17 protein-coding genes are annotated in these 21,382 nt (G+C 41.4%); 3 read left to right on the top strand and 14 right to left on the bottom strand.

Translation table 11 applies throughout. The features are described from left to right. Window position 1 precedes the first annotated feature (1 nt). A complete protein-coding gene (locus tag VM932_RS10480; protein WP_326278757.1) occupies window positions 2-3,073 on the bottom strand; it encodes a SusC/RagA family TonB-linked outer membrane protein in 3,072 nt (1,023 codons plus the stop codon). Window positions 3,074-3,367: 294 nt separating this feature from the next. Here VM932_RS10480 and VM932_RS10475 point away from each other — a divergent pair, with 294 nt between their 5' ends. Then, window positions 3,368-3,811 (top strand): hypothetical protein, encoded by a 444-nt coding sequence (locus tag VM932_RS10475; RefSeq protein ID WP_326278756.1) that lies wholly within the window; start codon window positions 3,368-3,370, stop codon window positions 3,809-3,811. A 62-nt stretch (window positions 3,812-3,873) separates the two neighbouring features. On the opposite strand, the gene trxB is transcribed toward VM932_RS10475, so the two are convergent. The 12 genes from trxB to VM932_RS10415 form a co-directional block, all read right to left on the bottom strand. Further along, on the bottom strand, window positions 3,874-4,842 hold the full coding sequence (gene trxB, locus VM932_RS10470; RefSeq protein ID WP_326278755.1) for a thioredoxin-disulfide reductase: 969 nt from the start codon (window positions 4,840-4,842) through the stop codon (window positions 3,874-3,876). A gap of 549 nt (window positions 4,843-5,391) precedes the next feature. Further along, the gene (gene rimK, locus VM932_RS10465) at window positions 5,392-6,762 is read right to left on the bottom strand and encodes a 30S ribosomal protein S6--L-glutamate ligase (RefSeq protein ID WP_163625717.1); all 1,371 of its coding nucleotides are present in this window, start codon (window positions 6,760-6,762) and stop codon (window positions 5,392-5,394) included. 13 nt (window positions 6,763-6,775) lie between these two features. After that, on the bottom strand, window positions 6,776-7,561 hold the full coding sequence (locus tag VM932_RS10460; RefSeq protein WP_326278754.1) for an RMD1 family protein: 786 nt from the start codon (window positions 7,559-7,561) through the stop codon (window positions 6,776-6,778). Between the two features lie 31 nt (window positions 7,562-7,592). Then, window positions 7,593-7,901, bottom strand: a complete 309-nt coding sequence (locus tag VM932_RS10455; protein WP_163625719.1) for a hypothetical protein — start codon at window positions 7,899-7,901, stop codon at window positions 7,593-7,595. A 2-nt stretch (window positions 7,902-7,903) separates the two neighbouring features. Continuing rightward, entirely contained in the window at window positions 7,904-8,878 is a 975-nt protein-coding gene (locus tag VM932_RS10450) for a deoxyhypusine synthase family protein (RefSeq protein ID WP_326278753.1), read from the bottom strand. A 54-nt stretch (window positions 8,879-8,932) separates the two neighbouring features. Further along, window positions 8,933-9,805 carry an agmatinase gene (gene speB / locus VM932_RS10445; protein WP_326278752.1) on the bottom strand — a complete coding sequence of 291 codons (873 nt, stop codon included), beginning with the start codon at window positions 9,803-9,805 and terminating at the stop codon, window positions 8,933-8,935. Window positions 9,806-9,826: 21 nt separating this feature from the next. After that, on the bottom strand, window positions 9,827-11,281 hold the full coding sequence (locus VM932_RS10440) for an arginine decarboxylase (RefSeq protein WP_326278751.1): 1,455 nt from the start codon (window positions 11,279-11,281) through the stop codon (window positions 9,827-9,829). A 461-nt stretch (window positions 11,282-11,742) separates the two neighbouring features. Continuing rightward, window positions 11,743-13,947 carry a xanthine dehydrogenase family protein molybdopterin-binding subunit gene (locus VM932_RS10435; protein ID WP_326278750.1) on the bottom strand — a complete coding sequence of 735 codons (2,205 nt, stop codon included), beginning with the start codon at window positions 13,945-13,947 and terminating at the stop codon, window positions 11,743-11,745. A gap of 18 nt (window positions 13,948-13,965) precedes the next feature. Further along, window positions 13,966-14,421 carry a (2Fe-2S)-binding protein gene (locus VM932_RS10430; RefSeq protein WP_326278749.1) on the bottom strand — a complete coding sequence of 152 codons (456 nt, stop codon included), beginning with the start codon at window positions 14,419-14,421 and terminating at the stop codon, window positions 13,966-13,968. A 192-nt stretch (window positions 14,422-14,613) separates the two neighbouring features. Beyond that, entirely contained in the window at window positions 14,614-15,444 is an 831-nt protein-coding gene (locus VM932_RS10425) for an endonuclease/exonuclease/phosphatase family protein (RefSeq protein WP_326278748.1), read from the bottom strand. Between the two features lie 166 nt (window positions 15,445-15,610). Next, a complete protein-coding gene (locus tag VM932_RS10420; RefSeq protein WP_326278747.1) occupies window positions 15,611-16,219 on the bottom strand; it encodes an alpha-ketoglutarate-dependent dioxygenase AlkB family protein in 609 nt (202 codons plus the stop codon). An 11-nt stretch (window positions 16,220-16,230) separates the two neighbouring features. Then, a complete protein-coding gene (locus VM932_RS10415; RefSeq protein ID WP_326278791.1) occupies window positions 16,231-17,193 on the bottom strand; it encodes a helix-turn-helix transcriptional regulator in 963 nt (320 codons plus the stop codon). Window positions 17,194-17,427: 234 nt separating this feature from the next. Here VM932_RS10415 and VM932_RS10410 point away from each other — a divergent pair, with 234 nt between their 5' ends. Then, window positions 17,428-17,922: a DinB family protein gene (locus VM932_RS10410; protein ID WP_326278746.1), complete on the top strand. Its 495-nt coding sequence runs from the start codon at window positions 17,428-17,430 to the stop codon at window positions 17,920-17,922. A gap of 12 nt (window positions 17,923-17,934) precedes the next feature. Continuing rightward, window positions 17,935-18,153, top strand: coding sequence for a hypothetical protein (locus VM932_RS10405; RefSeq protein WP_326278745.1), 219 nt, complete (start codon window positions 17,935-17,937; stop codon window positions 18,151-18,153). A 117-nt stretch (window positions 18,154-18,270) separates the two neighbouring features. Here VM932_RS10405 and VM932_RS10400 read toward each other — a convergent pair whose 3' ends face one another. Further along, window positions 18,271-21,285: a VPS10 domain-containing protein gene (locus tag VM932_RS10400; RefSeq protein ID WP_326278744.1), complete on the bottom strand. Its 3,015-nt coding sequence runs from the start codon at window positions 21,283-21,285 to the stop codon at window positions 18,271-18,273. Window positions 21,286-21,382: the final 97 nt, after the last annotated feature.

Raw genomic sequence — 21,382 nt, 5'->3', positions numbered from 1 at the left:
TTTATAGTCCAAAGTTTAACGTTAGAAAATAGCTCTGGGTTCCCGGAAAACCAAGACCTGTGAACCCTATGGCATTGCCGCCTGCTCCAGCGGAGAATGATTCAGGATCAAACCCATCCCATGGGGAATATAAAATAATATTGTTCGCCGCCAATGAAATCCTCATCGATGTAAATGGCAGTTTTGAAAGCACCTTATCATTTAAGTTATAAGCCAACGAAATGTTCCTTAGCTTGATAAAGCTCGCATCCTGCACAAAATTCTCACTTACCCCTCTATATGCATTTCTCCAATAACCTGCTCCATAATCCCTACCATCTGGCCCCAAACCTTGCCCAAGCCATACTTCTTGGGTGTTTGGGGTGCCATCGGCCAATACACCGTCAAAAACACGAAAATCATTTCTGGCTAGAGTATATTCATTTTTACCAAACGCTGACAAAAAGTTGTCAAATTGGTTATATTGATCAACATCTGCCCTAAAATCGACCAAAAAGCTCAACTCAAAGTCCTTATAAGTAAATTGGTTTCTTAGGCCTCCTATCCATTTTGGAACGGCGTTACCGAGTATGAGCTGATCTCCATTACGGACAGGAAAGCCATCATCCCCTATGACCGTCGGCAAATTACGTTGGAGAAAAATAGATTCTTCGTTTGCTCCGTATCTTTCATAGCTTGAACCATATAAATTGCCATAGGCCTCTCCTTCTATCAATTTCATGGTCACAGTACTTCCGGCATAACCAAACTGGTTGCCCACTACTATCTCATCAATACCTTCCCTTATTGATTTTACCTCATTGTTGTTCACCGACAGGTTGGCGGTCGCTTTCCAAGTAAAATCCTCATTACGAACAATATCCGCTCCAAGTACAAATTCAAATCCACTATTTTGTATTTCACCTGCATTGGTTATGTATGAAGAAAATCCTGTAGCATCGGAAATAGGAACTGGTATAATTTGGTCTTCTGCATTAGATTTATAGTAAGTGAAATCCAAATCCAATCGACTATCAAAAAAGGATAGCTGTGCCCCAAACTCCATTGAAGTTGTCAATTCAGGTTTTAACATTGGGTCACCAAATTCACTATTACGGCTAAATCCAACTTGACCGCCGAGTGGAAAATGGTCTGGTGAAACAAATGTTGCCCCCAATACATGAGGGTTTGTATCTTTACCCACTTGTGCCCAAGATGCCCTTAATTTTCCGAAAGTGAACCATGTGGGGACATCCAGATGTTCTGTAAACACATAACCCAGATTAATGGAGGGGTAAAAGAATGAATTATTGTTCTTTGGCAATGTTGAAGAAATATCATTACGTCCTGTTACATTCAAAAACAGATAGTCTTTATAGTTCAACATTAAATCACCATAAAAACCAACCAATCTTCTTATACTCTTTCCTTGCTCCGAAAATATCCTACTTGTATTATTGAGGTTGTAAAACTCAGGTATAATAAAAACCTCTCCCCTTGAAGTTATTCGATCATATTTTCTTTCAAATATATCGTTCCCCAATCGCAAAGTAGTGGTAAAATCTTCACCAAACTTATTTTTAAGGGTAATGTAAAAATTGGAAGTAATATCCCTACTGTTTATCCGTGTCTCCTCCAAATAGCCTTCAGAACTCAATGGCACTTCACCGTCAATACCTTTAGGTCCTGGAGTAATCTCCGTTCTGGAATCACTATAAAAATCAGTACCTATCCTATACGAAAGGGTCAACCACTCCCATGGGCTGTAATTGAAGTTAAGGTTACCGATAATCCGGTTTACATCGTCCTCATAGGTACTGAAGCGAGCATCATAAATTGGATTGGTATTCCCATAAGTCTTCATGGTTCCATCTTCATTTATATAATCCCTTACATCTTGGGTTTCTGCCCAATACATCATTCTTTCCATAAAACGATCATGTGGAACCCTATTTCCTCCAGAGTTGGAATAATTTATGGAACCACCAAAATTGAATTTTTCGTTCATTGTAACTGTTCCTGATATTTTTGCAGTGGTTCGGTCCCAGTTACTGAAAGGAATAATCCCTTTTTGATCCAACCGGCCCATGGATGCGTAAAATGTTGCTTTTTCACCCCCTCCGGAAATACTTAAGCTATGATCTGTTCGCACACCTGTATCAAATGCCCTATTCCAATTATCTTGGTACTTATGCCCTGGTTCTGTTTGGGCAACCTGATCTATTGGCGCTCCCCAACTAGGCCAAAAGCTTGAAGGATCGTACTCTCCACTGAATCCCTGTCCGTATTCTTTTTGGAGCTTGGGCAAACGATTGAGTTCATCAAATCCGACGGAAGTATTAAGGTTGATGCTTACCTTACCTTTTTTACCTTTCTTGGTAGTAATAATTACCGCACCATTTGCAGCTCGCACCCCATAAAGAGCAGTTGCAGCGGCACCTTTTAACACTGACATGGATTCCACATCTGCTGGATTAATATCCGCTGCCCTGTTAGAAAGCCCCCTTGGTGTGTTGGGGGATTCAACAGTCGAATTGTCAATGGGCACACCATCCACTACAAAAAGTGGTTGATTGTTTGCGCTAGGGTCCAATGAATTGATTCCCCTAATGATGATTCTAGCACTTTGTCCCGGGGCACCTCCCGAATTAGTTATTTGCACACCTGCAACTTGTCCTTGTAGAGAGTTGACGAGATTGGTTTGTTTTGTGTCGGCAATAGCCTCTGCATCAACACTCTGCGCCGAATAACCTAACGACTTCTTTTCTTGGGATATACCAAAAGCTGTAACAATAACTTCCCCCAATTGTTCTGCATCTTCTTCCAAAGACACATCGATAGTCTTTTGCGTACCTACGGTAACTTCTTTTGGTTTCATTCCCAAATAAGAAAATCTCAAGATCTGCCCGCTAGAGGCGGTAATGGAATAGTTACCATCAAAGTCTGTAGTTGTTCCGATGTTCGTGCCACTTACCACAATGGTCACCCCGGGCAAAGGCACTCCCGAAGTGTCGGACACTGTACCCGTAAGGGTCTGACCAAATGCAGCAACACAAGAAAACACTGCAATAATTGTCAAATAAATGTTTTTCATTACTAAAGTTTGTGTTAATAGACACGAAATTTGTTTAATTTTTTTTACATATCAAACATTTGCATTAAAAAATGTTTTATTTGTGATTATTTATCCGATTTAGTCAATAATTCTTAAATCATTTGTGAATATTTTAAAAAAGACATTTTTAACTATACTTTTTAGGGTTAAAAAAAATCTGATCTAAAGCCCTTTAGTTTGACAAAATGTTAGCATTTTAAGTCTATATTCTTAATTTTTACAAAAATTATTGCTATCTTTTAAATACTCTAACACTTTTAAAAGTAGGGCATTATGAAAAAATTAGTTTTACTTTTCACTATTATTCTTGTTTTTTTAGTTATAGGAAGCTTTAATGGACAAAAACCTAGCAGTCCATCGATTGAAGGTACTTGGGAACTACAAAGTTTTTACAACTATGACGGAGAAAATGTTATAGATACCATAATAAAATCTGACGGTTACAGACAGGTTAAGATGTATTCCAAAGAAAAAATTATGTGGACCCGCTATGTACCGGACGACCCCAACGGTAGGTTTGGTTATGGTTCTTACAAAGTAACGGACAACTCGTTGATCGAGATTATAGAATATGGTGACGACGACATGATGAAAGCTCTGGACACCATGCGAAACTTCACATTTGAGCTCATCTTAAAAGAAAATACATTCAGCCAAATTACAGTTGACTCGGATGGCAACAGAACTTTTTCAGAAAATTACAAGCGGATTGATTGAGTTGCAATCAACAAAAAAGGCACTGAAGTTTCAGTGCCTTTTACATTTTTACAAACTACTATTTATGATGCCAACACTTCTTTGCTCTCTACCAAGGCCAAGTAACGCTCCGCATCCAAAGCGGCCATACACCCAGTTCCTGCCGCAGTAACCGCCTGTCGGTATATTTTATCCTGTGCATCGCCACTGGCAAAAACACCGGGTTTGTTTGTTTTGGTGGATTTTGGCTGAGTAATTATGTAGCCTGTTTCATCCATGTCCAACTGTCCTTTAAATATATCTGTATTAGGTTTATGCCCAATCGCGATAAACAATCCGGTAACTGGTATTTCCTCTTTCTCACCGGTTTGGTTGTTCACCACACGAATACCTTCCACAACCTGTTCGCCCAAAACTTCATCTACTTCGGTATTGTATCGGATTTCAATATTGTCCAAACTATTTACACGATGCTGCATGGCTTTGGAAGCCCTCATGTAGTCTTTACGAACCAACATGGTCACTTTTGTGCATATATTGGCCAAATAGGACGCTTCCTCAGCTGCAGTATCTCCAGCTCCCACAATGGCCACATCCTGACCTTTATAGAAAAAACCGTCGCAAACCGCACAGGCCGATACTCCACCGCCCCTTAATCGCTGCTCGCTTGGTATATTCAAGTATTTGGCAGAAGCACCTGTTGATATTATCACGGTTTCAGCTTCCAATTGGGTGGAATCGTCCACGGTAATTTTATGTATTCCGCCAACCTCATCACTAAGTTTCACGGAGGTTACCATACCAATTCTCACCTCGGTACCGAACCTTTCTGCCTGTTGTTGCAACTGTATCATCATGGTTGGTCCATCAATACCTTCTGGATAGCCTGGGAAATTATCCACTTCTGTAGTAGTGGTCAATTGTCCCCCGGGCTCCATTCCGGTGTACATTACTGGTTTTAAATCTGCCCTGGAGGCATAAATGGCCGCGGTATAACCTGCTGGTCCCGACCCAATGATCAATGTTTTGATTCTTTCCACTTGTTCTGACATAAATCTTCTTCCTGAAATGTTACTTTACAAAAGTAGGTTTTTTGTCCAAAACCTTACACCATGCCGTTTTTATGTTTTCTTAAAAGATGTGAACAATTGTGAATGATTTTTTCCATTAAAGCTCTTTGAATATTTCTAAAATAAAAAGGAGCCGTAAAAAACGACTCCTTTCCGAAAAAGTAGGTTAAATTTATGGGAACATAATTTGCTCATAGAAAACTGTTACAACCAAGGGGCTCAACCTCAAAAACCCTCTTGGAGTAACGTAAATCTTGTTATAAATAAGATAATAAGTAAAGAACACAAAGTACCCTATAATCACCCCATCCTATTTTAAGGTTTTAACTCAAGCTGTAAAGCTTTGCGATAACTGGAACAAACATACTATTGTCCTTTGATTTGGAAGGGGTACAATTAACCAATGGGGCTTTTCCGTTTATGGATACCCATTTTCAATTTATATTCGTGTTTTTGAAGCCTTGTATAGGAAAATATATCTAAAATGTGGTAATTATTTGAAATTCAAATAATTGAGTAAAATCAGTAGCCTTATTGCTTATATTTCAATTTTTTCTCGATCGTCTCTATCATCACATTGGCAATATCCTTTCCGGTAGTATTTTCAATTCCTTGAAGTCCCGGTGAAGAATTCACCTCCAAAAGCAAGGGGCCTTTGTTAGACCGGATAAGGTCTACCCCTGCAACATCCAAGTTAAAGACCTTTGCAGATTTAATGGCCAATTTTCGCTCCTCTGGGGTTATCTTAACTTTTGATGCTGCCCCACCTTGGTGGATATTGGCCCTAAACTCTCCTTTTTCTGCGGTACGTTGCATGGAGGCCACCACTTTTCCGTTCACCACAAAACAACGAATATCGTGTCCATTGGCTTCTTTGATGAACTCTTGTACCAAAATGTTGGTCTGTACACTTTTAAAAGCGTTGATCACACTCTCCGCCGCTTTATTGGTTTCGGCCAAGACCACTCCTTTTCCTTGGGTACTCTCCAACAATTTAATTATGAGTGGGGCACCACTTACCATACGAATAAGATCTTTGGTATCCATCGGGGATTTGGCAAAGCCCGTAGTGGGTATATGAATATCGTTTTTGGAGAACAATTGCGACGCAAAAAGCTTGTCCCTGGATCTACCAATGGAGTCAGCAGAGTTTAGACAATACACCCCCAACGTATCAAACTGCCTTAAAAGAGCGCAACCGTAAAAAGTAACGGCGGGTTTAATTCTTGGAATCACGGCGTCGAACTTATCCAAAATGTTTCCGCCACGGTACCTAATCTCCGGAGTTGCGGCATCCAATTTCATGTAAACGTGCTCCACATTCAAAAAAACCACTTTATGGCCCCGCATCTCGCCTGCCTCAATAATTCTTTTGTTGCTATAAAGATTGGGGTTGCTTGCCAACAACCCCAATCGGAGTCCTTTTTTCTCCGTAGTGAAGGGTTGGTACTTTTGCTCAAGGTCCTCATCGGAAATATCTCCTTGCACAAAACTTTGGGATGGATCCACCAAATACCGTCCATTGATCGCCTCACGACCAAGCAGCATTCGATACTCCATGGTATCCCTATTGGCCAAGGTTAGTTCAATTTCAAAGACATTGCCCGCAATATTTACATTGGTCTTGATTACGGGACGCTCCTCTGCAATACCTTGCGAGCTTTTAACGCTACGCACATCGACCAATTTAGCTTGACATAAGATGGATATACTTCTATTGTCTTGAACCGGGTTTACCTCAAAACGTACCCATTCTTCCAGGCCTTTGTTAAAAATTTTAATCTTACTGGCTTGGATGGATGATGTTTTTGCCCCTGAATCTACTCTGGCCTTTATGGCCGGAATTCTCAAATCATCAAACTGGCACCATTCTTCGCTGCCCAAAATTTTAAAATCGTTCAAAACAAATATGTATTTAACTGATTAATCGCATAATGAACAGGTCCACAACCTCTACCAAAATCAAGATAATAATAATCCACTCAAGCCTGCTACTTTCCCTATGGTCCATAATATTCATGAACAGACTGAGGTTTTCCTTGATCACATTGCCTTGTTCCTTTATATTTCGGTACCTTTCCTTTAGGTCAAAGATTTGTTTTAAACCTTTGTCCAATCGGTCGAGCTCCAAATCTTCCCAAACTACTTCGTGGGAATCAAAAATATAGAGGTTTTCGGAAATTTGATTGTTAATGTTCAATACTTTGGCGATATGCTTTTTCAACTTTTTCCCTCCTATGTCCAACTTTCCTTTTTGCTCCAAATATGTGGTGTGTTGTCGGGTTTCTTTCATGGCCTCTTCCGATAGCCCCTCAAAATAATCCAGAGCCACAGATTGCGACAAATGCAACAATGCCAAACGAATACCTTCTACATTGGACTCCGGCAATATTACCCTATCGTGGTCTATGATTGCTTCTTCCCGATCCGATACCAATTCCATATCCATGGTTTCGGTGATGTAAGATTCCCGCCATTCCTTGCAAAAGGGCTTGATTTCGCTCAAAAGTTGGCTTATGTCCGCTTCACTGTATCCAAAAAAGGAAATAACACCGTATCTGAAGACATAAAGGTAACATGATGCATCGGAATAAAAAAGTTCATCCCTATCACCATAAACAAGTTCCTTGTCCAAAGCCTTCCTGCAAGCTGGAATATTGATACTAGCTGCCAAGTGCAGGGCCATTGCCTTTGATTCCATTTTGATAAAAGATTATATGTAAATCAAGAATTCATTCTTCTTCCGAAGCCTCAAGCTCATCAGTATCCAAATCTGAGTCTTCGCTATCATCGTTGTCCGAATCATCAAAATCCTCCATGGCCATCACCAAACGTTTGCTAACTTTTACCAAATAGGCGGTGTCTTCGGTACGAACCTCAACACACTCCACTACCTCATTATTGGCGTTCCGGTAGGTAACAATGTCATCATCATCGTATCCATCGGGAAATTTTTCCACAAGAAGGTTGAGCATGTTTTTATCCAACTTTTTGTAGTCTACGATCACTCGTTTTAAAACTGGTATTTGTCCTTTTCTCATGGCTACATGTTTAGTAAATAAGCAAAAATCAGGGGTGCCACAATGGTCGCATCTGATTCTACAATAAATTTGGGTGTATCAATATCCAATTTGCCCCAAGTGATTTTCTCGTTGGGAACGGCTCCGGAGTATGACCCGTAACTTGTGGTGGAATCACTGATCTGGCAGAAATAGCTCCAAAATGGCGTTTCTGTCTGTTCCAGGTCTTGATAGAGCATCGGCACCACGCAAATAGGAAAATCTCCTGCGATACCTCCACCAATTTGGAAGAACCCAATACCGTTTTCCGAGTTTTTCTGATACCAATCGGCCAAAAACGTCATGTACTCTATACCGGATTTTACAGTACTGGCCTTTAGTTCTCCTTTGATAACGTAGCTGGCAAAAATGTTGCCCATGGTGCTGTCTTCCCAACCGGGGACCACAATGGGCAAGTTCTTTTCAGCTGCCGCATACATCCAAGAGTCCTTTATGTCTATTTCGTAGTACTGCTCCAAAACACCCGAAAGCAGGAGTTTGTACATAAACTCATGCGGAAAATAACGTTCGCCATTGGCTTCGGCCTCTTTCCAAATGTCGTAAATGTGTTTTTGCAGCCTTCTAAAGGCTTCTTCTTCGGGAATGCAGGTGTCAGTTACTCGGTTTAGACCTTTTTCCAAAAGGTCCCACTCTTCTTGTGGGGTCAAATCCCTGTAGTTGGGCACTCTTTTGTAGTGGGAGTGTGCTACTAGGTTCATTAAATCCTCTTCGAGATTGGCTCCTGTGCAAGATATAATATGAACTTTATCGGTACGGATCATTTCCGCAAATATTTTGCCCAGTTCGGCCGTACTCATCGCCCCAGCCAAGGAAACCAACATTTTGGACCCCTTGTTCAATTGCTCTTCATAGCCTTTGGCCGCATCCACCAAGGCGGCAGAGTTAAAGTGCAAAAAGTATTTTTGTATAAATTGTGATATTTCTCCTTTGTTACTCATTATAATTACTATGTTTTTTGGAATTTTTGAAGGCAGTGTATTTGCTTCAAATCTTTACTCCGTAAAATCTTTGTTTTCTAAAAATTTATAGCTCAACATTTTATAGTAGAGCTTCGCTGCCAAAAAGTCGGAGGATTTATCAACATCATTTGGACACAATTCCACGATATCGAAACCAACAACATTCTTTTCTTTAAAAACCCTTCGTAAAAAGTCAAGAGTTTCGTACCACAACAGTCCGCCTGGCTCCGGTGTTCCTGTTGATGGCAATATGGATGGGTCAAAGGCATCCAAATCAAAAGTGATGTACACATTGTCCGTCATTAAATCGAGGGCGGAATCCATCCAAAAATCATCGGAAACCATTTCGTGGGCAAAGAACACCTTGTCCCTGTCCATCACCAATGTCTCGGCATGATCCATACTGCGAATACCTACTTGTACCAAATTTGTGGTCTCGTTGGCCTCATACAAGGCACAGGCATGATTGTACTTTGTGCCTTCGTACTCTTTGCGCAAATCGGCGTGGGCATCGATCTGAAGTACGGTGAGTCCCTCATAACATTCGTTAAAAGCTCTAATGGCTCCAATGGAAATGGAATGTTCACCTCCTATCATGGTCACCAATTTGTTTCGGTTGATGTACTCTTTAACGGTTTTGTGTACCGCTGCTACCATAGTTTCGGGCGATGCAAAATCTTCTATGGCATCTGCCAAGTAAACCCCTTGTTTATAAACTTCGCTATCCGTTTCAATATCGTAAACCTCCATATTTTCCGAGGCTTCCAAAAAGGCTTCTGGACCTTTGTCCGCTCCTTTTCCCCAAGTACTGGTACCATCATAAGGTACTGGCAGTAATACTACTTTAGCTTTTTCGGCCGTGCCGTATTCCTTTGGAATATCGGCGTATGTTCTTTCTGTTTTCATTTTTTTTTGATAATTCTTTTTTCAGTTATTGCTTGGTACCGATACATCTTCGGCCTCTACCCATATATCTGTGGACTTTTTGTTTTCATATCCCAGTATGGACAAAAACTCATCAGCTGTTTGTTGCTCTGCAAATACCGATGTTTTTATACTCCCCTCCTCATCTTTGTCAATGAGAATGTGTTTAGGATGGGGAATCAAGCAATGCTGCAATCCGCCAAAACCACCTATGGTTTCTTGGTAAGCACCTGTATTGAAAAATCCAATGTAAAGGGGCTTGTCCTTTCTATATTTGGGAAGATAAATGGCGTTCATGTGCTGCTCCGAGTTATAATAATCATCGCTATCACAGGTAAGTCCTCCCAGAAGAATACGCTCATATTCATCATTCCAACGGTTTATGGCCAACATAATAAACCTTTTGCTAATAGCCCAAGAATCTGGCATGGTGGTTATAAAAGATGAGTTGATCATGTTCCACTTTTCTCGGTCGTTCTGTTGCTTTTGGTAGAGTACCTCGTAAATGTTTCCACCACTCTCCCCAACGGTGAAGCTTCCAAATTCAGTAAAAATATTGGGGGGCTCCACGCCTGCTTCTTGACATGCCTGGGCAATTTGATGGATAATCTCGTCTACCATGTATTCATAATCGTATTCAAAGGCCAAGGAGTTTTTGATCGGAAAACCGCCACCAATGTTCAAGCTATCCAATGTTGGACACACTTTTTTTAGGTTGATATAGACCTTTAAGCACTTTAAAAGTTCGTTCCAGTAGTATGCCGTGTCCCGTATTCCCGTATTAATGAAGAAGTGAAGCATCTTCAACTCAACTTGTTTGTTGGGTTTTATGGATTGATTGAAAAAAGGCACTATGTTTTTATAGCCGATACCCAATCTAGAGGTATAAAACTCAAACTTGGGCTCTTCTTCGGAGGCAATTCGGATTCCAATCTGGAATTTTCCATCAATTACTTCGCCCAACAAATTAATTTCCTCGTAATTATCAATTATCGGGATACAGTTCCGATGGCCTTCATTGATTATCTTTGCAATGTTTTGGATGTATTGATCCCTTTTAAAACCATTACAGATCACATAGGTGTCTTTTGTGATTTTGCCAGCACTCTTCAAATGCTCAACAATATTGATATCAAAAGCCGATGAAGTCTCTATATGAATGTCATTTTTAAGGGCTTCATTCAAAACATGCTCAAAATGTGAGCTTTTGGTACAATAACAATAATGGTATTTGCCTGGGTAGTTATGATTTTTGATAGCTGTATTGAACCAACCCTTTGCCCTTTGGATATTCTCGGATATTTTGGGCAAATAGGTAAACTTTAAAGGAGTCCCGTAACGTTGCACCAAACCATAAAGATCTATTCCATGGAATTGTAATTTATTGTCTTCCAACTGAAATTCCTCTTGGGGAAAATCATAGGTTTGCTCGATTAAGTCGATGTATTTCGTTTTCATTTAAATTTCGTAATTGTATTATAAGATATTAATAAAATAGGAGGCCTGAAAATCAATGTTTTCAGATACGAAATTCAAAAATGGTATATGGTACAAAGTAAGGATTCCGTGAAAAATCACGGTCAATATGATATAGCTCTTCGAAAGTCAGCCCGTATATCCGGTGTCTTGATCTTAAGACGGCTTTTTGGGTAGACTTTCTTATCCCCAAAAGCCCGAACATGAAAAAAGTCTTCAAAGCTTATAGGCAATGCGTCCATATTCGGTGGACTCATTTATGGGGCAAACATAACTAAAAATCCAATACTGCAACTTTTTTTACAAAAATTTTTATTGATCATATTTTTTTGAATATCAAATAGTTACATATAAAAAAGTAAAATAAAAGTAATTGTAAACGAAAGCTGGCCAGTAAAAAACATCTACTGGCCAGCTTCTCTCTAATATTTAAATCAATGTGATTAACCTACTAACGGTGGTTTGTCATTAATGAAAGGTTGTTTGTAGAAACGTCTTCCTTTTGCTTTGTACAATGCATTGGATAATGCGGCTATGACAGGTGGTAAGGAAGGCTCTCCCAAACCGGTTGGATCAATGCCGTTATCAACAAAATGCACTTCTATATCTTTGGGTGCTTCGGAATTGCGCATGAGACGATAGGTATCAAAATTTGATTGCTCTGGTTTACCCTCCTCGAAAGTCAACGCACTGTACATTGAGTGGCCAATACCATCTACTATCCCACCTTCAATCTGGTTTTTTGCAGCCAATGGATTAATTACGATACCGCAATCCACGGCACAGGTCACTTTACTAACTCTCGGTATATCGCCGCCGCCATTTTCCAATTCCAATACTTGGGCCACATAGGAATTATGACAGTAATATGCTGCTACACCACGGGATTCGCCTGTTTCGGTGTTCCAATTGGATTTTTCCTTGACAAGTTTCAGCACTCCCGCATAACGTTCTGGGTCATAATCATTTTTCTCTGGGTCGCCCACAGGATTGTTTATGGCTCTATCGAAAAGTTCCAAACGAAATTCCAATGGGTCTTTGCCTGCCGCTTCTGCCACCTCATCCATAAAGGCTTGTTCGGCCCCTGCAATAAAGTTGGAACGTGGTGCTCTCCATGCTCCAGTGGTCACATTGGTTTCCAAGCTGTGCTTTTCAGCCAAATAGTTGTCCACGGCTCCTGCAGGAAAACGGTTTTCAAAGATAAGGTCATCGTTGGTACCTGCTCCGCGCACATGCCAAGCAATCAGGTTTCCGTTCTCGTCCAAGCCCGCTTTGTATTTTACTTTGTAAGAGGGTCGGTAGGTACCTTGGGTCATATCATCTTCCCTAGAGTACACCAATTTCACCGGAGCATTCATTTTTTGGGAAATCGCTGCTGCCTCCACTGCAAAAGTTCCATATAAGCGACGGCCAAAACCTCCGCCCATGCGGGTCATCATTACATCTATCTTTTCTGCTGGCATACCTAATCTGGACACCAATGTCTGTTCTAAAAATTCAGGAGTCTGTATTGGACCCAACAATTCCGCCTTTTCTGGGGTAACGTGCGCAAAAAAGTTCATGGGCTCCATGGTATTATGGGCCAAATAGGGTGCTGAATAGGTACTTTCAACAATTTTTGCCGCTTTTTTAAAAGCTGCCTCCACATCTCCATCCTTTCTTGCTGGTTCTTCTTGGGGTTTTTCCAAAAGTGATGCAAGAGCTTCTTCATGGTAAGAGGTACTTTCCAATTTGGACACTTCTTCCCACTCCACATTCAATGCTTTCTTGGCCTGCATACATTCCCATGTACTGTTGCCTACAATGGCGACCAGTTCTGGGATAGCACCTCCATCCGACCATTGTTTTTCTACATCTTCGGGATATGCCTCAAAGTGAAAAACATCTTTTATTCCGGGCATGGACTTTACCGATTCTGCATTCATGCTCTTGAATTTCATACCAAAAGCAGGCGGGTGCACGATCATGGCGGTAAGCATCCCGTCTTTATACACATCCAATCCAAAAAGTGGTTTACCGGTAACTATCTTTTTACCATCCACATTTTTCTTATCCGTACCTATAATAGAGAAGTTACCATTGTCTTTTAACTGTACCTCTTCGGGCACTTCAATACCGGTTGCAGCGGACGCCATATCTCCATAGCCTGCGGAATTTCCGCTTGCTTCGTGGGTCAGCACACCATCTTTCGTGGTAATTTCATCTGCCGAAACGCCCCAAGCCTGTGCTGCTGCTTCTTTCAACATGTGTCTTGCAGTGGCTCCGGCCATTCTTAAACTTTCCCATCCTTGTCTGATGGACTGACTACCACCGGCCAATTGCCGTGTGAAAATATCGGTGTTCAATGGAGCTTGTTCCACCAATACATCTTTCCATGCGATATCGAGCTCTTCTGCCACGATCATAGGCATGGATGTTTTTACATTCTGACCTATTTCGGGGTTGGGCGACATGATGGTCACCATACCATTATCCCCTACTTTGAGAAAACCGTTGAGTTCAAACCACTCATCTGGCAGGCTATTTACCTGCTCCGGAGTCATTTTACAAGAAGCTAACCAGCTAAACCCGATAACAAGTCCACCACTGGCCAATCCTGTATTTCGAATAAAGGCCCGTCGTCCAATTTTTGTCTTAACAAGTGTCATTATACTAGTTTTATGGGTTTATGATTTAGCCGCCAGTTTTACGGCCTTTTTGATTCTGGTATAGGTACCACAACGGCAGATATTGCCGTTCATGGCCATTTCAATTTCTTCGTCTGTTGGGTTTGGGTTTTTTTCCAAAAGAGCGGAAGCTGTCATAATTTGACCAGCCTGACAGTACCCGCATTGGGGCACATCGACTTCCAGCCAAGCTTTTTGAACTGGGTGATCGCCTTCTTCTGACAATCCTTCTATTGTAGTGATTTTGGAGTTTCCTACGGATGATATTGTTGTCATGCAGGCTCGCGTAGCAGTCCCATCCAAATGAATGGTGCAGGCTCCACATTGAGCTATTCCGCATCCGTATTTTGTTCCGACCAAGTTTAAATGGTCTCTTAAAACCCAGAGTACCGGTGTGGATGGATCCACATCGACCTCCTGCTTTGTTCCGTTGATGTTAAGTGTAAATTTCGCCATGATGTTGATTAATTCCTTTTGAAGTTAAATATTTCTTGCAACAAAATGGAATATTATATTAAACTTCCGTGAAAAATTAACATTGTTTTTAGTTTTTCCCAAGTTACTTAAAATCAATACAAATAAGAAGCGGGTAATTCATCCTGAAACCAATTAAAAAAGTCATCAAAAGTGTTGACCATTTGATTCGATTCAATACTTTAACCGCGCAAAAACGGGCAAGTGATCGGAGGGATATCGGGTATCCTTGGAGTCGCTCAAAATGGCACTCTTAAGCACCTCAAAGCTATCAGAAACAAAAATATAATCTATTCTGCGTTCCACAGGTTTATTGAATTCAAAGCCATTGAAAGTTCCTTGAGGGCCAAAAGCATTATTCCCGGCAGCAATGTGTGCATCCGCCATTTTACCCAAAATTACCCGCACACCCCTACTGTTGCTTTCCAAATTAAAATCGCCTATCAAGACCACCGGAAGGTTTTCGGTGTTCAATTCCTCTATTTTTTCGAGGATGAGCCTGGAACTTTCCTCCCTTGCTTTCACCCCAACATGGTCAAAATGAGTATTGAAAGCCATAAACTTGGTGCCATCACTTTTATTTTTAAAAATACCGTAGGTGCAGGTTCGGGGCAAAGCAGCATCCCATCCTTTGGACGGTTCATCAGGGGTTAGGGAAAGCCAAAAAGTAGATTGTTCAATAAGTTTCACCCTTTCTTTGTTGTAGAAGATGGCCGTGTGCTCCCCTCTTTCATCACCATGGTCGCGTCCTACGCCAAAATAAGCGTAGTCCTTTAAACCATTATCAATTTCTTTTACTTGATGAATCAGCCCCTCTTGAATACCAAATACATCCGGATTGTAGAAATTAAGCTGTGAGATGAGAAACTCCTTTCGGTTGTCCCAATTGTTGGGGGCATCATCAGGGTTGTCATATCGAATGTTATACGAAATAACGTCAATGGTTTGTCCTTGAACACTTAAGAATGTCCCAATGGCCAAAAGCATTAAAAAGGTGTTTTTCATTGTTCAGGTTTTTATGTTTTTTTTATTTATTCTTCTTGAGTAATAGGAACTGGGTCGAATGCTTTATAATTTAAGTATGCAAACTATTCATTTTATGGGGTATCTAGGTTACTAGATCTTTATTTTTCATAAAAAAAAGAATAATTTGTTTTAAGTAATTAAGGCATTACATCACTATTGTTCTAAAGGTAAGGTTGATTCTTGGTGTTTTCACCAACTTAGTTGGCGGTAACCGATGGAGCCAATGGCTTTGGGTACTCCCTTTCATTACTAAAAGGCTCCCATGGTCGAGGGTCAACCCTACCTTTTCCTTGGATTCTTTGTGCTTAAAAACAAACTTACGTTCAGCTCCAAAACTAAGGGAGGCAATGGCGCCATTTTTCTTCAAATCTTTCTCGGCATCGCTGTGCCATGCCATGCCTTCTTCCCCGGAATGGTACAGATTGAGCAGACATGAATTATAGGTTTCTTTAGTTAATTTTTCGGCAAGCTCCTTCAGCTTCAATAATTCTGGAGTCCAAGGCAATGCTTTTTTGGTGTAATTGGAATAGGTATATTCAAAAGGCTCATCGCCATACCAAGCCACTTTTCGCTTGGTCTCAATTCTTTTTCCATACATCAAGGCTACATCGTTCTTCCATGCAATGGTATCAAAAAGTTGTTGAAAATAGTGATTGGCTTCTTCATGCTTCATGATCGGGCCATAATAATTTACCACGCCATCTTTTGGCAACCAATTCTTATCGGGGTTTATTTGATTGGTGAACAAATCCATCTTTATTAAAATTAAGCGAACAACATTTCTTGGCTTTTTTTCAGGATATCGCCCACTCTTTCTTTTAATGCTTCCGGTTCAATAATCTTGGCATAATCCCCAAACATCAGGTACCATCTGGCAAAGCCATTTTCCAAATCGGTTGTCATAAAGGTCATTTCCACTTCTTTTCCCTTGACTTCTTCTGAAATTAGGCCATAGTACTTGCTTTGATTGCGAATATACTTGGCCACAGATTTATCGACCAATATCTTCACTTTTGTTCTGCTGACCTCCTCTCTTTTCTTCCGGTGCTCATCAATAGTGCCATGTTCCAGCATAAAATCCAATGATGTTCTAGCTATTCGGTGAATTCTATCTGTTCGAAAATGCCTGTAATCTGTCCGCAAATGACAATAGCCCAATATGTACCAAAATCCATTTTCATGAAAAAGTCCAACGGGTTCTATCCTACGTTCGGATGGGGTTTCTTCCCGTAATGATTCGTATCTTAAAAAAACCTGCTTCCGCTCTGCAATACTCTCGAACAAAATTTCAAGGGCATTGGTCACCTTTTCATTGAACAAAACCTGCCCCGGCACTATGGACACCTGGGACTCCAAGGTTTCCACCCAATCCTTTTCCTTTCCGCGCAACACCGATTTAAGTTTGTACATGGCCGACTCGTAGTAAGCCCCAAGGGATTTATCGGTAAACTTTTGCATGAGTTTTTCAGCGGCCACAAAGCTTCCAGCTTCTTCGCGGGTAAACATTACCGGGGGCAAACGGTACCCTTCCATAATGGTATAGCCCACACCTGCCTCGCTTACAATGGGCACGCCCGAGGCTTCCAAAGTCCTAATGTCCCTGTAAACGGTACGTAGGCTCACATCAAATCGGTCTGCCAGTTCTTGGGCCTTTACAATCCGCTTGGATTGCAACTGTATTAAAATGGCAACTATCCTATCAAAACGTTTTGCGGTATCCATTCCCATAATTGTGTGAGCTATCTCCCAAAGATAGGATTTCAATCCAAGGACGGGAGATCTTTTCTTGCTCATCTTGATTCATTTTTTACTATTAAATCCATGTCAAAACTAGGCAGGCAGAGTGACAACTGCTTGTCATGAACTTTTTTCCTACTCTTTTTTTTCTGCTGACAAAGGGCTGTCACATCCCCCTCATACTTTTGGTTTCAGAAACAATAAACCTTAAAAAAACAAAGCATCATGGAAAACATTACTAAAAAGCAAACCGAAGCACAAGTGATTACCCCAACACAATTTTTGGAACATTACCAAGGCCATAGAGCACTTACCCGAAGGGTAATCGAAGCCTTTCCGGAAAAAGAGTTCTTTAATTACAGTATTGGTGGAATGCGCCCTTTTTCTGAAATGGTAAAGGAACTTTTTGCCATTGCCGTTCCCGGACTTACCGAAATTGTTTCGGGCAAAATCGGTGATTTTGATGAAAACAAGGACTACGGCAGCACAAAGGCCCAGTTTTTGGAAAAATGGGATCAGGATACGGAGGAAATCAATAAACTATGGAGCCAGATTGATTTGGAGCGTTTTCAAGAACACGTAAAACTCTTTGGGCAGTATGAAGGTTCCGTACAGTCTTCCATTTTTTATTTTATTGACAATGAGGTACACCACCGCGGTCAGGGGTATGTTTATTTGAGGGCCTTGGAAGTTGAACCTCCATTTTTCTACGAACGATAGATTTTACCCGGGATGAAAACTATTTTAGTATTCAAGACGTCCGTTTGGGGCGAATCGCAAGTAAGGCAGTTGCGTCCCCTGTTGAACCAATTGGTAAACAAGGATGGGTGTTGGAACTTTGACCTGGAGGATTGTGACAACATTCTCCGGGTCGAGACCCAAGGGGTAACGGCTCCATCCATTGCTTCACTGCTGCACAGTCAAGGTTTTCATTGTGAGGAACTGCATTGATCGTAGATACATTATGTCAGGTTGAGCGCAGTCGAAACCTATTGATTAACAGCAATCATTAAATTCTTGACTGCGCTCGAATTGACATTGTACTGATTGTTTTGACAATTTTTTAAATTACAGAACAACCTTTTGCTTAAGCTCATTGAATTGGGCCAACAACTCTTGATAGCTGTCTTTTTCTTCTTGCCCCGGCACTTTGTCGGCACCGCTTAAAATATAGTAGAGATACGAAATTTGGGCTACCATTACCACTTCTGGATAGGCCCCCTCATCATTTTTGAGTTGTTTCAATGCTTCCTTGTATTGTTTTAAGCTGGATTCAGTGGCATTGTTTTTTTCCAGTTCCTTAATTTTTTCCTCAACCTTGTCTTGAAGTTGTCTAGCATCCGATAATAGGTCTATTACCTTAAACTGAAGCTCTTGTTGCTCTTTCATGTCTGACAAATAAACTCCTTCTTCTTCCAATCTAGGATCCATAAGCACTTCAAAAGGTTTCTCGAAAGACTCGTTACCAACCGTTAATTTAGCGGTATATTTTCCCGGCAATACCATTGGCCCGTTTTTGTAGCGTCTTTTCTTGTTTTTTGTCCAAGCTCCTTTTTGCTGCAGGTTCCATTCAAAACGGTTGATGCCCTTTTTGGTCTCCAGTTTTTCATCCATGTAAACAAAGGTCATGCTAAGGCTCATGTCCTCCACTTTTTCTGTGGTGGATTTCAATTTAGTGGAATCACTGACAATGGTTGCCACCTCTTTACCTTGTGCATCCATAATTTGAAGACTCACCCCTTCTGTAATGTCAGACGGGAGGTAATAATCAATAATCACGCTGGTTGATGGGTATTCTGGAAAATCGCCCCCGCCCCATGGTGTTTGGTATCTGTAGGTATTATCAGGCCTGAACAACACCGGTGTATCGCCCAATTGTGTAATATTCTCATCTTGAAGGGTAGTAACCTTGTCCAAAATCCAGAAACCACGCCCCATGGTGCTCAAAATTAAATCTCCTCGGAACAACGTAATATCAGTAATTGGGGTAACCGGAAGGTTTTGCTGAAACTTTTTCCAAGTCTCGCCATCATCAAACGATACAAACATTCCAAACTCGGTACCTGCATACAATAACCCTTCGCGAACAGGGTCTTCCCGTAAAACCCTTGCGGTATAATCGGATGGGATTCCGTTGGATTCGGTACTGATCAACTCCCAGCTCTCACCGTAGTCTTCTGTTTTATAGAGGTAAGGTGTTTCATCGCCCAATAAATGACGATCCACCGCAATGTAAGCCTTGGCGGGATTGAACTGTGATGGTTCCACAGACTCTACCCTTCCTCCTTTGGGGAGTTTTTTCGGCGTAACATTTTTCCAAGTTTTGCCCCCATCCTTGGTAATGGAAATAATCCCATCATTGGAGCCCGTCCATATTACGCCCTTGCTTATTTTTGACTCTCTGATGGAATACAAAGTGCTGTAATATTCTTCTCCGGTAATATCGCGAGTGATGGGATTTCCGGAAATAACTTGTTTGTCGGGTTCGTTGGCCGTAAGGTCGGGGGAAATAATCTCCCAGTTTTTGCCACCATTGCTGGTTTTGTGCAAGAATTGAGAACCCATGTACACCACTTCTGGATCAAAAGGGGATACATGGATAGGTGCTACGCGCTGGAATCTATATTTTAAGTCTTTAGGATTGTGTCCGTAAATATTGGATGCACCAATGGAATATTCGCGGCTTTGCCCCGTTTTTTTGCTGTACACGCTAAAGCGCCCCTTACAGTTGTTATAAACAATGTAATGATTGCCCGGCATGGGGATCACGGGACCGGTTTCGCAACCGCCCACATTCATCATAATGCTTTCATTGGGCGTGGTCGTAGCTTTGGGCGCCCTGCTTGGTATGGCCAAGGTGGTATTGTCTTGCTGGGCACCATACACCCAATATGGATACTGGTCATCCACAGCAACTTGGTAGATCTCTGCCGTGGGCTGATTGTACTGCGTAGACCATGTTTTACCTCCGTTATGAGAAACGTTTGCCCCGCCATCGTTACACTGGATCAATAAATCGGGGGTGTCCGGATTGAGCCAAATGTCATGATTATCACCGTGGGGCACACTCATGCGTTTCCATGTTTTTCCTCCATCCATGGATTTTATCAATGGGTTGGCATTGGAATACACGATATCGGGGTTGGTCGGGTCCAGTTCAATATTAGTGTAGTAAAATGGTCTGTTCACCAATCTCACATCATCGGAAACGTGTGTAAATGACTTTCCTTGATCTACGGATTTATACAATCCCCTATCTTCGCCTGGTGCTTCTACAACGGCATAAAGTATTTTTGAATCCGCTGGCGAAACCGCTAAATCAATTTTACCGATCAACCCTTTTGGCAAACCATTTTCCAGTTTTTCCCAATCTTTACCTCCGTTGATTGATTTGTAGATACCGCCTTCGCTGTTTTTTCCACCCGAATCAATGGTCCAAGGTGTGCGGCGTGCCTTCCAAGCGGCAGCATAAACAACATTTGGGTTACCAGGGAGCAGTTCCAAGTCGGCGAACCCTGTTTCTTCGGAAACATAAAGCACCTTTTCCCATGTTTTTCCTCCATCGGTCGTTTTAAAAATGCCACGTTCCTTGTTGGGTTTAAATGCATTTCCAATGGCAGCAACCCAAACAATGTTGCTGTTCGTGGGATCTATTTCCACGGCACCGATCTGGCCTGTATGTTCCAATCCGATGTGTTCCCAAGTTTTTCCCGCATCAATGGATTTGTACACCCCTTTCCCTGAAATGATATTGCTACGGATTCCATCGGAACCTGTTCCCACATAAACGATATTGGGATCATTGGCTGCGATTTCGATAGCGCCGATGGAGGGTGTTTTAAAGAAACCATCGGAAACATTGTTCCAAGTGGTCCCATAGTCATCTGTTTTCCAAACACCTCCGCCAGTGGCCCCAAAATAAAAAGTCCCCGGGAGCATGGCTGTTCCAGTAACGGTGGTTACCCTTCCTCCCCTTGCGGGCCCTATGGTTCGGTATTGTAATGCTTCGAAATCCTGTGCTAAGGTTACACAGCTTACTAAAAAAATAAAAAGAAAATAAAAAGAGCGTTGCTTTAAGGTCATGAGTTAGTAGAATAGTTGGTTTCTTCTCAAATCTACTAAATACTTAGTCAATCTGAAATTGAATAGAGATGGAATTATTACCCTTAATGAAAAGTTG

Origin of the sequence: Flagellimonas halotolerans (assembly GCF_035818535.1) — a bacterium.
Taxonomy (GTDB): domain Bacteria; phylum Bacteroidota; class Bacteroidia; order Flavobacteriales; family Flavobacteriaceae; genus Flagellimonas; species Flagellimonas halotolerans.
Note: the sequence above shows the minus strand (reverse complement) of the source record. Positions and strands in the feature narration are given on the sequence as shown.